At 65.4% G+C, this 12922-nt stretch carries 9 protein-coding genes; 5 read left to right on the top strand and 4 right to left on the bottom strand.

Features of this window, described 5'->3' with window-relative positions:
* Position 1: 1 nt before the first annotated feature.
* From H9633_RS01615 to H9633_RS01600, 4 genes are read right to left on the bottom strand one after another with little or no spacing between them, the layout of a single operon-like run.
* Positions 2–1234: a hypothetical protein gene (locus H9633_RS01615; protein WP_191711856.1), complete on the bottom strand. Its 1233-nt coding sequence runs from the start codon at positions 1232–1234 to the stop codon at positions 2–4.
* Positions 1227–1640, bottom strand: a complete 414-nt coding sequence (locus H9633_RS01610) for a DUF2304 domain-containing protein (protein ID WP_191711855.1) — start codon at positions 1638–1640, stop codon at positions 1227–1229. Before H9633_RS01610 ends, H9633_RS01615 begins: the two co-directional genes overlap by 8 nt.
* Positions 1637–2374, bottom strand: coding sequence for a glycosyltransferase family 2 protein (locus tag H9633_RS01605; protein ID WP_191711854.1), 738 nt, complete (start codon positions 2372–2374; stop codon positions 1637–1639). The genes H9633_RS01610 and H9633_RS01605 overlap by 4 nt, the downstream gene beginning before the upstream one ends.
* A 51-nt stretch (positions 2375–2425) precedes the next feature.
* Positions 2426–5119 (bottom strand): LGFP repeat-containing protein, encoded by a 2694-nt coding sequence (locus tag H9633_RS01600; RefSeq protein WP_191711853.1) that lies wholly within the window; start codon positions 5117–5119, stop codon positions 2426–2428.
* A gap of 99 nt (positions 5120–5218) precedes the next feature.
* Between H9633_RS01600 and rfbA the strand changes: the two genes are divergently transcribed.
* The 5 genes from rfbA to H9633_RS01575 all read left to right on the top strand — a co-directional run bounded on the left by rfbA (position 5219) and on the right by H9633_RS01575 (position 12864).
* A complete protein-coding gene (gene rfbA / locus H9633_RS01595; RefSeq protein ID WP_191711852.1) occupies positions 5219–6088 on the top strand; it encodes a glucose-1-phosphate thymidylyltransferase RfbA in 870 nt (289 codons plus the stop codon).
* Positions 6088–7086: a dTDP-glucose 4,6-dehydratase gene (gene rfbB / locus H9633_RS01590; protein WP_191711851.1), complete on the top strand. Its 999-nt coding sequence runs from the start codon at positions 6088–6090 to the stop codon at positions 7084–7086. The genes rfbA and rfbB overlap by 1 nt, the downstream gene beginning before the upstream one ends.
* 44 nt (positions 7087–7130) lie before the next feature.
* Complete coding sequence (locus tag H9633_RS01585) at positions 7131–8507, top strand: sugar nucleotide-binding protein (RefSeq protein ID WP_225211103.1); 1377 nt, start codon at positions 7131–7133, stop codon at positions 8505–8507.
* Complete coding sequence (locus tag H9633_RS13195; RefSeq protein WP_318247165.1) at positions 8504–10654, top strand: acyltransferase family protein; 2151 nt, start codon at positions 8504–8506, stop codon at positions 10652–10654. The genes H9633_RS01585 and H9633_RS13195 overlap by 4 nt, the downstream gene beginning before the upstream one ends.
* A 134-nt stretch (positions 10655–10788) precedes the next feature.
* Complete coding sequence (locus tag H9633_RS01575; protein ID WP_191711849.1) at positions 10789–12864, top strand: acyltransferase family protein; 2076 nt, start codon at positions 10789–10791, stop codon at positions 12862–12864.
* Positions 12865–12922: the final 58 nt, after the last annotated feature.

Genomic DNA, 12922 nt, shown 5'->3' with positions numbered 1-12922 from the left:
TTCATTTCCCTCGACGCGGCGCTCGACGCACGGCGATGATGTGCACTGCGGAGCCGATGACCGGACCGGCGAGCAGCGCGGTGAGAATTCGTGAGTGCGCGTCGAACGGGAGCATAAGGATCACGAGAGTTGCGAGCGCACTCACTGCCCACCCGGCGGTGTACCAAGCGTGTCGGTTGCCGGCGAGGACGGCGGGACCCGTGATGCACATCACGCCGGTCAGTCCGGCGCTCACCACGATGAGCGCGAGGTCTGCGGCGGGAAGGCTCGAGAAGGACGGAAACGCTACGGAGAGCAGCGCAGGGCCGATCAGGGCTGCGAGCAATGCGAGCACGACCACCAGGGCGAGCACCAAGATCACCCAGCGAACGATCATGGATGCGATGCGATCGGCGCGGTCGCGGAATGAGACCACGAGGTAGCCCTGAAGTGCCAGCAACGGGACGACCAGCGGCGCACGCGTGAGGGTGATGGCGAGGATCAGGACGGCGAGCAGCTCCGAGCCGGCATCCGAAGCGAAGGAGTTGATGAGCAGCGGCAGCCCGCTGATCAATGCTCCCGTGGCCAACGACGCGAGAACCGTCGCGACCGAGTTCCGAGCCAGCCGTCCGATCCGGACGTCCAGGCCCAGCCGGGTCTTCACACGTGGACCAGTCCAGAGCCAAATTCCGGCGACTGCGACGGCAAACGGCACAGCGATCGCCCAGCCGAGCATCGTCGCCCCGGCTCCGGCAAGAAGCGCCCCGGCTATCGTCAGCAGTCGGACCACGGAATCCGACACGGTCATGCCGGCGACAGCCGGCCAGGCGCCCAGACCGTAGAGCGCGCCGCTGAGAGCGGCGACGAGCGCGTAACCGCCACTCGCGAGAGCGAGGATCAGGACGAACGCAACGGTGTCGGACGGGAACACCCGGGGGCCGATGAGGGCGAAGATCGCCGACACGCCGACAGCCACCACGACGGCGGCCGAGATCGTGAATGTGAGCCAGGTGGGGTAGCCAGCGCCTGAGGGATCGGGCCGGGCGGCGCGCGTGATCTCCTGCTGGATACCGGACACACACGTGACCACCAGATAGATCGCCGACCATGTGGTCGCGAAAGTCAGGTAAGAATTCGGTGCGAAAATCGGGACGGCGATCTGGATCAGGTAGCCGATCGCTCCGGCGATGACCGTAGCGAGCAGAATGTAGCGAAGCGCCCCCTCGGTAGCCCGCTGATCGGTGCGGTCAGCCATCGAGTTCGTCGCGACGATCGATGCTCTGCCGATCAGATGCGCGCGGGTGCTCGAGGCGGTCGATGCGTTCCAGAAGGTCGTCGTGATCTGCGCGAAGGATCGCCAGCTCCTCGGCGGCCCTTCGGATCTCGTCTTCCGCCTGGGACTGCTCCCAAGATAAGTGCAGCGAGACCCCGAGCAGTAGAAGGATCGCCATCGCGAAAAGCAGGTTCGCGGGCAGAACCACGCCGACGAGTGCCGTCAGACCGAGCAAGAGCTGGGGGAAGAGGCCCAGGATCAACATCGCGACTGCGATCACGATCCACAGCGCCGCGTACTTCTCTCGCAGTCGTCGGGTGAGCAGCATCGCCAGAACGGCGGCGAGCATCACGATGGCGAGGATGACGCCGGTGATCGCGATGGTCATGCTGTCTCCTCCGAGCGGCTGGCGTGACGGGGTCGACGCAGAACGGCCAGGCCCAGGGCCATCACGGATCGAGCGAGGTAGATCGTGGACCCGACCGGTCCCTGACTGGGATTGCCGTGGGCGCGAGGGCGCATCGCAACGGGTACCTGTGTGACGCTGAGCCCCGCGTGGCATGCGACGACGAGCGAGTCGAGGGTGTCGCCGAGGTATTCGGCTGGATAGTAGGAGACGTACTGCGCGATCGCCTTCTCGTTCGCGGCGCGGAACCCGCTCGTGACATCCGTCAGCGAGGTCTTAGCGACGCGGGACACGATCCGCGCGAGGACGACCATCGCCCAGCGGCGGGGGCCTTTCACCTTGTAATCGCCGACATCGCTGAAGCGGGCTCCGATGGAGATGTCGGCGGTCTCGAGGCCGGCGAGGACGCGATCGATGTCGGCGGGGTTGTGCTGACCGTCCGCGTCCACCTGGATCACACGCCGATATCCCTTGCGCTGCGCGTAGGTGAAGCCCGTGCGCATGGCTCCGCCGACTCCGAGATTGAACGGGAGGCGCAGCACCGTCGCACCCGCCGCTCTTGCTACGTCGCCGGTGTCGTCCACCGAGCCATCATCGATGACGGCGACGTGGTAGGCGGCGCTCGACGAGATGATCTCCCTGACCGTGTTCCCTACATTCCGGGACTCGTTCCAGGCTGGCACGATCACCAGCACGGCATCAGGCTCGTGCGTCATAGTGACCTCAGTCTAATCGGCTGCTGCGCGGGTTCCGAATGGCGCCCACCCTCAGCGAACGACGACGCGGCCGTCGGCGTAGAGGTAGATCGTTCCGTTCTGGAACTTCTGCTGCCAGACGCCGTTGCCGCTCGTCTCGTTGAGCAGCGGCCATCCCAGTGCGCCCTCTGGGCCGCCACGGTTCCAGTACTCCCGCTGGAGAACGCCGCGAGTGACCGCCAGCGCATACGGCGAGACGTACGTCGTGCCTCCGACGAACGGCTGGATGTAGCCGTTGCCCACCTTCGCCTCGCTCTCGATCGGATAGGAGAGCGGACCGGTGTACCCACCACTGCTCTGGAAGACGCGCCACGTCGTCCCTCGCACCGCAGCCGTGCCCCACCCGCTCGTCGCGATGGATCCCAGCTGGAACGGCTGAGCCTTCCCGACACCCACGGGGGCCGCCGGGCCGGTTGCGAATCCGAATCCAGGCAGTCCACCGCCCCGCTCGTACTCTTTGAAGGTGTCGAGAGCGACCGCGGACGCGGAGCCAGAGTATGGCACGAAGACGACCCCGCGCTCGAAACGCTGGGAGTATCCTGCGGCGGATTTCTGCTCCGGCTCCAGTGGAGCCCCGAGAACCGGCACCCCGCCGGCGATCCGGAATGCGTTCAGCGTCGCACCGACGATGGCGTGCGCGCCACCCGTCTTCGGCGACACGAGGAGGCCGCCCTGGAAAGCCTGTTCGGTGACTCCATCCGTCACCACCGACGACCCCACAGGCCAGCCGAGCCGGCCGGCCTGCCCTCCAAGGCTGTCCCACGCAGTAGTCATGCTGCGGGGCAGGGCGACGAGTGCGGTCGGAGCGCAGATGATCCGCCCGCCGTCGAACTCCTGAACGAAGCCGTCTGCGAGAGCGCGCTCCGCGGCGGTCGCCGCCCCCAGGAAGCTCGACGCGCCGCCCGTTCCGTCGTACGCCGTCTTGATCGCACCGCGAACGCTTCGTGCGCCCGCCGCCCCCTTGGTGAAGGTTAAGGCGGAGAACCGCTGTGAGGATGCGGTTTTGGAAGCGACGACGGGACCGGTCGGGAAACCGGTCTTCTCGACGCCGCCTGCTGCGGCCACGGCCGACGCGAATCCGGTCACCGCAAATGTGCCGGCAGATGAGGAGTAGATCTGACCCGAGGTGAACTGCTGCGAAGAGCCTCCCGGGATTTCGGAGGCAGAGCTAGTCGGCCGACCGAGTGCTCCCGATTCGTACCCCTGCTCGGCGTACACGCTCACGAAGGGTGTCTTGACGACGGTCACGGCACCGGCTTTGCGGAAGGCCGCAGCCTTGCTGAGGAGCACCCGCTGCGTCTGATCACCGGCATCCGTGATCCCCGACGTCGGTATCCCGTAGGCGCCACCCGTGCCTCCGGCGGAGTTCAACCACGTGGTCCATGGAGCGTCGAGGAGGAAGACTCCAGAGGCCGATTCGTACGCGGCGCCGCGATCGAAAGTCTGGGTGGAGCCGCCCGGCACCGCGTACGCACGGCTCGTCGGCCATCCGTACGCCCCGAAGACATTGCCAACGGATTCGTGGAGTCGGAACATCGGCGCTGCGATGGCGAAGGCGCGGCCATCCGACCGTTCATACACCCGTCCGTTCTCGAAGTCTTGATAGGCGCCGCCTGTGATCGCAATTCTGTCGCCGGTGGGCCACCCGAGACCGCTCGTGGCCTCACCTACGAGGCGATACTCGGTGCGGATAGGGCCAGTTACCGTGCGCCCCGGCTGCCCCGCCTTCACAAAAATGTCGGCGTTGACGAACTGCTGAGACCATCCGGCGCCAGCGGGCCAGCTGCGCATATTGCGCACGGGCGTGCCGATCCAGCCGGTGCCAGCGCCGTGCGCGGTCCAGACGTCAGCAATCGCACCTGAAACGGTCAGCCCATTGCGGGGGTCGCCGAACCAATCGCTGAACAGCTGGAAAAAGTTCCTGTTGCCGTAGCTCGAGCACGCATCCCCTGTGCCGTATCCGGCATTCAGGGCTGCCCGGTTCGGCTGATAGGGCGTGTAGTAGTACAGGGCCGCCGTGGCGGTGTTCTCGACGCGCACGGGGGAAGAGCCGCATGACGTGTTCGGGTGATAACGAATGTTCCAGGTCTTACCAGGGGCGTAGTAGGTGAACCACCGGCCTTCGGCATAGATCTGCATCTGACGAGCGGCGCCGTAGATCTGATAGAAGAATCCGGAGTACGCAGGATCGCACGGCGCGGTATCGGGACAACCCTGCCCGAGCGCCATGTCGTAGCGCCAGGAGCTTGGCCACGTGTGCGTCACGAGGCTCTGCTCTTTCTCGAGCATCACTATCAGCACCCGCGGGTTGATACCGCACGAGAGCGACACGCGGTAAATGATCGTCGCCGCCGATTCGTTCGCAGCTCCCGAGTATCCGTTGCAATAGCGGTCGGCCGGCCGGTTTGGCGTGTTCTGTCGATAGTCCTTAAGGCACACATACCCCGACTGGCACGACTTGACCTTGGACTTGAAGAACGCGTCCATCTGCGTTGCGTTCATAGCCGAACTGTTGAAGAACACGCTGTCGGCGATGATGTTGCCAGGGGTGAACGTCGACAGGTTCGCGCTCTTCGCGGTCCCAGCTGCCACCTGAGGGGCGGCCGCAAGTGCCGCCTCGGGGGCACTGACAAGGGAACCGATCGCAAGGCAAGCCGTGACGAGAATCGTGGCCAACCGGCGGGAGACGGAGATTTTCGGGTGCACGACACGATTCTCCCAGGTATCAGCCGAAATGCAGGAATTCCGGTGGAACCGGCACCCCGCAGTCAGGATGGGACACATGCGGTGTGACACGATGGATGAGTGAAGGGCATCATTCTCGCGGGCGGCTCAGGCACCCGACTGCACCCGATTACCATCGGCACTTCGAAGCAGCTCATCCCTGTGTACGACAAGCCGATGGTCTACTACCCGCTGTCGACGCTCATGCTCGCGGGCATCAGAGACATCCTCGTGATCACCACGCCGCACGACGCTGAGCAGTTCGAGAGACTTCTCGGCGACGGGTCGCAGTTCGGCGTGAATCTCACCTTCGCTCAGCAGCCGTCCCCGGATGGTCTCGCGCAGGCGTTCGTGATCGGAGCGGACTTCATCGGAGATGACAAAGTCGCGCTCGTGCTGGGCGACAACCTGCTCTATGGGCCAGGCCTCGGCACGCAGCTCAAACGCTACACCGACGTGCACGGCGGAGCGGTGTTCGCGTACTGGGTAGCTGAGCCCAGCGCGTATGGCGTCGTCGAGTTCGACGCGGACGGAAAGGCGGTCTCGCTGGAGGAGAAGCCTGAGCGTCCTCGAAGCAGCTTCGCCGTCCCAGGGCTGTACTTCTACGATAACGACGTCGTCGAGATCGCCCGCGGACTACAGCCGAGCGCGCGGGGGGAGTACGAGATCACGGACATCAACCGCGCTTATCTCGAGCGCGGGTCACTGCAAGTCGAGGTTCTTCCGCGGGGCACGGCGTGGCTCGATACCGGGACCTTCGATCAGATGTCGGATGCTGGAGACTACGTCCGCACGATGGAGAGGCGTACGGGCCTACGCATCGGTGTTCCAGAGGAGGTCGCATGGCGGCAGGGCTTCCTGTCGGACGATGAGCTGCGCGAGCGCGCGCAGCGTCTAATCAAGTCGGGGTACGGCACCTACCTTCTCGAGATCCTTGAAAGGGGTCGTTGATGTCCCACATCCTCGTCACCGGTGGCGCCGGATTCATCGGGTCGAACTTCGTGCACTACGCCGCGCGCGAGACCGATCACCACATCACCGTGCTCGACTCGCTCACCTATGCGGGCAACCGCGCCTCGCTCGACGGCGTGCCCGAGGATCGACTGACGTTCGTGCACGGCGACATCACCGACGCAGAGCTGGTGGAGACGCTGGTGGGTGAGGCAGACGCCGTCGTGCATTACGCGGCCGAGTCGCACAACGACAACTCGCTGCACAGCCCGCGACCTTTCCTCGACACCAACATCATCGGTACCTACACGCTGATCGAAGCAGCGCGACGGCACGGCAAGAGGTTCCATCACATCTCCACGGACGAGGTGTACGGCGACCTCGAGCTCGACGACCTCGAGCGCTTCACTGAAGAGACCCCTTACAACCCGTCTTCGCCCTATTCGTCCACCAAGGCGGGCAGCGATCTCCTCGTACGAGCCTGGGTGCGCTCCTTCGGCCTGAAGGCGACGATCTCCAACTGCTCGAACAACTACGGCCCGTTCCAGCATGTTGAGAAGTTCATCCCTCGACAGATCACGAACGTCATCCGAGGCATCCGACCGAAGCTGTACGGAGCGGGGGAGAACGTCCGCGACTGGATCCACGCTGATGACCACTCCTCAGCGGTCCTCACGATCCTCGAGAAGGGGCGGATCGGAGAGACATATCTGATCGGTGCCGACGGCGAACGCAACAACAAGGACGTCGTCGAGCTCATCCTGCAGGAGATGGGGCAGGACCGTAACGCGTACGACCACGTGACGGACAGAGCTGGACACGACCTGCGCTACGCGATCGATTCGACCAAGCTGCGAACGGAGCTCGGCTGGTCGCCGCAGTTCGCCGATTTCGAGTCCGGTCTCGCGGCCACCATCCGTTGGTATCAGGAGAATGAGGCATGGTGGGCGCCGTCCAAGGACGAGACGGAAGCGTTCTACGCGTCGAAGGGCCAGTGACTCCAGTGACTGATATCGAGTTCGGCAAGCCCCTTGCTGTAACGATGACGCCCATCCCCGGGCTCGTCGTGTTCGACCTGCCCGTGCACGGCGACTCTCGTGGTTGGTTCAAAGAGAACTGGCAGCGGGAGAAGATGACAGCAGCCGGGCTGCCCGACTTCGGTCCGGTGCAGAACAACGTCTCGTTCAATGACGCCGTCGGCACCACTCGCGGCATCCACGCGGAGCCGTGGGACAAGTGGGTCTCAGTTGCGACGGGCCGGATCTTCGGGGCGTGGGTGGATCTGCGAGAGGGCCCGACTTTCGGCGCGGTCTTCACCACCGAGATCGATCCGTCGAAGGCGATCTTCGTCCCGCGCGGAGTCGGGAACTCCTACCAGACCCTCGAGCCCGACACCGCGTACACGTACCTCGTCAACGACCACTGGTCGCCGGAGGCGACGTACTCGTTCCTAAATCTCGCCGACGAGACTGCTGCCATCGACTGGCCCATCCCGCTCGCCGAGGCCGAGATGTCGGCGAAGGATCTCGCTCATCCGCGTCTTGCCGATGTGACGCCGATCGCCCCACGTCGCACGCTCGTAGTGGGTTCGAACGGTCAGCTCGGAGCGGCGCTGCGCAAGGAGTTCGACGGGGTCGACGGGATCGAGTGGACCACGAGGAACGAGTTCGATCTCGCCGATCCGGACATCGCGTCTGCGCGGCGCTGGCGGGACTACGACACCATCATCAACGCGGGTGCGTACACGGCGGTCGACGCGGCCGAGACGCCGGAGGGGCGTCGCGACGCCTGGGCGGCGAACGCAGCCGGTCCCGCGGCGCTGGCGCGGATAGCGTCGGAGTTCGGCATCACTCTCGTGCACGTCTCCAGCGACTACGTCTTCGACGGCACCGCCCAGCGCGCATACCGCGAGGATGACGCCGTGTGCCCGCTCGGCGTCTACGGACAGTCGAAGGCGGCCGGCGACGCGGCCGTCACGACCGCTCCCCGGCACTATGTCATCCGCACATCATGGGTGATCGGGGAGGGCAAGAACTTCGTTCGCACGATGGCTGCCTTGGCGGACAAGGGCGTCGACCCCGCCGTGGTCGATGATCAGCGCGGACGGCTGACCTTCGCATCCGAGATCGCGCGACTGATCCGTCACCTGCTGGTGGAGGACGCTCCGTCTGGCATTTACAACCTCAGCTCCGAAGGTGACGCGCAGACGTGGGCCGACATCGCCCGCCGCGTCTACGCGCTCACCGGGCACAACCCGTCTCGCGTCTCAGGCGTCAGTACCGAGCAGTACTTCGCCGCTTCCCAGTCACCCGTCGCCCCTCGACCGCGCAACAGCGAGCTGGACCTGAAGCGGGTTCGCGCCGCCGGTTTCATCCCCGGTGACGGTGATCAGCTGCTTCGGGACTATCTGGCATCGTGACAGTCGGCGAACGCGCGCCTGAGCGCCTCGTGGAACGAGCTCAGGCGAAGGTCTTCCGGACCGACATCCAGGCGCTCAGGGCTCTGGCCATCGGTCTGGTCGTGCTCAACCACCTGTGGCCCGTGCGCCTCACCGGAGGGTACGTCGGGGTCGACGTATTCTTCGTCATCTCAGGCTTCCTGATCACCGGGCATCTGCTCGGCGAGATGACGCGCACGGGACGCGTGCGCCTCGGCGCCTTCTACGCCCGCCGAGTGCGCAGGCTGCTGCCCGCGGCGTTCCTGGTGCTCACCGCTTCACTCCTTCTGCTGGTCGTGTTCATCCCGTATCCCCGGTGGGACCGGAATGCATGGGAGATCGCAGCGAGCGCCGGCTACGTCGAGAACTGGCTGCTGGCGGCCATGTCCGTCGACTACTCGGCGCTCAATGATGCGGCGAGCCTCGTGCAGCACTACTGGTCTCTCTCCGTCGAGGAGCAGTTCTACATCGTCTGGCCGCTGCTGCTGCTCGCCGCGGTCGCGCTCGCCGGACACCGGACGGTGGACAGCGGCTCTCCCGACCGCGGCGCGAGAGTGACGACAGCCCTCGTCATCGTCGTGGTCGGAATCGGTTTGCTGTCGTTCGCGGCGAGCGTCCTGTACACGATCGCCGCGCCCTCCCAGGCGTATTTCGCGACCTTTACGCGCGGCTGGGAGTTCGCCGTCGGAGGCGTCATCGCGCTGCTCGGATCGAGAATCCGGCTCTCCAGGCTGGGCGCGAACCTGTTCAGCCTGGCGGGATTCGCGTCGATCGCCTATTCGGCGCTCAGCTACGACCACGCGACCTCGTTCCCTGGCTACGCGGCCGTGTTTCCGGTGCTCGGCACGGCGGCCGTGATCCTCGCCGGAACCAGTCACGAAGCGCTGTGGCATTCTCGTGCGACGGCGCTGCGCCCGGTTCAGTGGGTCGGAGGCATCTCGTACTCGCTCTATCTATGGCATTGGCCTCTGATCGTCACAGCTCCCTTCGCGCTGGGTTCCGAGGCGAGCACGCTCAGCAAGATCGGCGTTCTCGTCCTGGCCCTGGTGCTCGCCGAGCTGACCAAGCGCTTCGTGGAGGACACCGGTCAGAGATGGACGTTCTGGCGTGCGTCCACCCGGCGTGCGATGCTCCTCATGATCACCGGCATGATCGTCATCGGAGCGATGGTCGCCGGAGTGCTCGTGTGGCACGGCGCGCGAACGGAAGCGGATCGTCCCCCCGCCCAAGTGATCGCTAGCCCGTGTGAGGGCCCCGCGGCGCTGATGCCCCACGCGAGTTGTAAGGATGCCTTCGACACCGTCGATTACACGGTGATGACCCAGAAAAACGAGTACTTCCATGCGCCAGCGGAGTGCGGTGACTTCCTTCCGATCCTCTCCTACGGCGAGAAGCGGACGACGATCGAGTGCGACTTCTCGGAGGGACGCCCGGGCGCGCGCAGAATCTGGCTGGTCGGCGACTCCCATGCGCAGCAGTGGCAAGGAGCACTGTTCGACCTGGCCAGAGACCGCGGGTGGGTAGTGACGACCAGCTACTTCGGTGGTTGCCCGGCCGCAGACATCACGTTTCGTGGATTCCGCGGCGAGTGGGCCCCGTCGGACGCTGAACTATGTATGCGCTGGTCACGCGAGCTCGCCGATCGGGTGGCTGAGGAACGCCCGGATCTCGTGCTCACCGCCATGGCGTCACGACTGCAGTTTGCGGATGACGGCAGCGGCACCTCGAGCTTCGATCAGATGACCCGCGGCCTGGTCAACTATTGGACACGATGGGCCGACCGTGGCATCCCGGTTCTCGCCCTCGCTGATCCGCCTTTCAACAGCGAGGTGCGCAGCCCTGACTGCGTGCTGTTGAACGTGGATGACCCGAGGGAGTGCGCTCGGCCGCGCGCGGAGGCACAGCCGGCTGATCCTGTGATTGCAGCCGCAGGGGCGGCGCAGACGGAACGGATCAAGGCGCTGGATCTGACCGATCGATTCTGCGACGCCGAGCTGTGCTATGCGGCAGTGGGTGGGGTTCCCGTGTACTACGACGCGGACCACCTGAACCTCGAGTACGCGCGCATGCTCCGCCCTGAACTCGAGGCCGCGGTCGACGAGCTTCTCAAGCGCTCGGAGTCGGGATAAGTCTCCGCTCGGGCGCTTGCCTCGCAGGTCGACGACGGGCGCATGCGCTGCTCGGCGTGGAGCGCTAGGGTGGGAGCTTGGCTCAGCCGCACTGAATGACCGCGGCGGTCCCTTACACGTAACGATCACCTGCCATGAACCTCAATGCCCTGCGAGGTCGCGACAACGCGCCTGACGCGACCACCGCCCCCGGCTACCGTGCCGACATCGATGGACTTCGCGCTCTCGCGATCCTCCTCGTCGTGGTATACCACGTCTGGCTCGGTCGCGTTTCCGGCGGCGTCGACGTTTTCCTGATGGTGTCGGCGTTCTTCCTCACAGCCTCGTTTGTGCGGCGCGTGAGATCCGACCGGCCGCTCGAGCTCGGAACGTTCTGGCTCCGGCGCTCTCGAAGGCTGCTCCCCGCAGCCGCCGTCACGATCGTGGGTGTGCTGGCGGTCGCGTTCCTGAGCTATCCGCAGACGGAATGGCCCCGCGTGTGGTCGGAGGGGTGGTCCAGCCTCTTCTACGTAGAGAACTGGACTCTCGCGTTCTCTGAGGTCGACTACTACGCGCGAGATGCGGTCAGGCCGAGCCCGTTCCAGCACTTCTGGTCGTTGTCGGTTCAGGGGCAAGTGTTCATTCTCTGGCCATCGATCATCGCTGCCGTCTGGCTGCTGCTTCGAAACCGTCGGCATGTCATCGTCCCGACGCTAGCGCTGGTGTTCGGCGCCATCTTCATTGGCTCTTTGACGTTCTCGATCATCGAGACCGCTCACGCCCAGTCCTTCGCCTACTTTGACACCCGCGCACGATTGTGGGAGTTCGCCGCGGGCTCGCTCGTCGCGCTCGCACTCCCATTACTGCGCATCCCACGGTGGAGCGCGGTCGTCCTGGGATGGGTAGGGCTCGTCGGGATCGTCCTGTGCGGTGTCGTCCTCGACGTGCGAGGCGGGTTCCCTGGCTATCTGGCGCTGTGGCCGGTCGGTTGCACGGCGCTGGTCATCATCGCGGGAGCCGACCGCGCCCCGGGTGGGCCGTCGGTGCTCCTCGAGTCCGCTGCCCTCCGTTACGTCTCCCGCGACGCTTACGCCCTCTATCTCGTGCATTGGCCTGTGCTGGTTACATGGATGGTGCTGAGCGGGCGCTCGCAACCGGGGTGGCTCGCAGGCCTGGGGATCGTGGGGCTGTCGTTCATACTGGCACGCCTCGTGTCGGCACTCGTCGAGCACCCCATCCGTGTTGCCACAGCGTTCGACCGGCTGCCCCGGCTGGGAGCTGTGGTGCTCGTGGCTTCGGTCGCCGTCGTCGCGATCCCTCTAGGGACGTGGCAGTTCGCGATCAAGCAGAAGGAAGCGGCCCTGATGGGCAGTGAATCGGGCGGCTACCCGGGCGCGGCGCAGGTCGAGGGCGCCGTAGACCTTGCGGGCGTCGACCTGCCGTTGAGGCCGCTCCCCACCGCTCTTGACGACGAATGGGTACACCTCGGGGTCGCGTGCGCCGGACCGCTGGAGCCCACGAATTCCGCGCTGAGAGGTAGCTGCGTACAGACGACGGGGGCCCAGGACCCCGGAGCGACTCGCGTGCTCGTGATGGGAGACTCCCATGCGCAGCAGCTCATGTCCCCGCTCGTCACGCTAGCTGACGAGCAGGAATGGGAACTGATCTCTCTCCTAAAAGGGGGGTGCTCGATCGGCATCGGCGCCCCCTCGTGGTCGGGCAGCGGCCCTCCCTGCGACGAGTGGAGAGTAGCCGCCGTCGACTATGCACTGCGAATCCAACCGGACGCCGTCTATCTCGTCGCGACACGCGCGACGCCGGCCTCCCTGGAGGTGCTGGTGGAGGGCATCGACGTGGTGGTCGACGCGCTGACGGCCCAGGGCATCGAAGTGATAGCGGTCAGAGACAACCCACGCTTCGACTTCAACATGTATGAGTGCGCGCTCGCGGAATCGGAGGCTGCGCCAGGCGAGCATACAGAGCCTTGCAGCGTCCCCGAGGTCGCCCTGAAGAGCGGGGACACGCTCGATGCGATCGTGGAGAACCCCGGCGTGACTCTGGTGGATTTCCGCCCTTGGCTCTGCCCCGACGGGGTCTGCCGCGGCGTCATAGGGAACATCGCGGTCTATATAGACGACAACCACCTGTCCAGTACGTATGGTCACACGCTTGCGCCGATGCTGAAGCGAATGCTCGAAGCAGGAGAGCGACTGGATCTGAACTCCGCCTGACAGGTGACACACCGCACGCCCCGGGTAGAGTTGTCTGCTGTGTGCAGCGGCGAACCGC

The organism is Microbacterium commune (genome assembly GCF_014836945.1).
Classification (GTDB): Bacteria; Actinomycetota; Actinomycetes; order Actinomycetales; family Microbacteriaceae; genus Microbacterium; species Microbacterium commune.
This window is presented reverse-complemented; position numbering and strand designations above follow the sequence as displayed.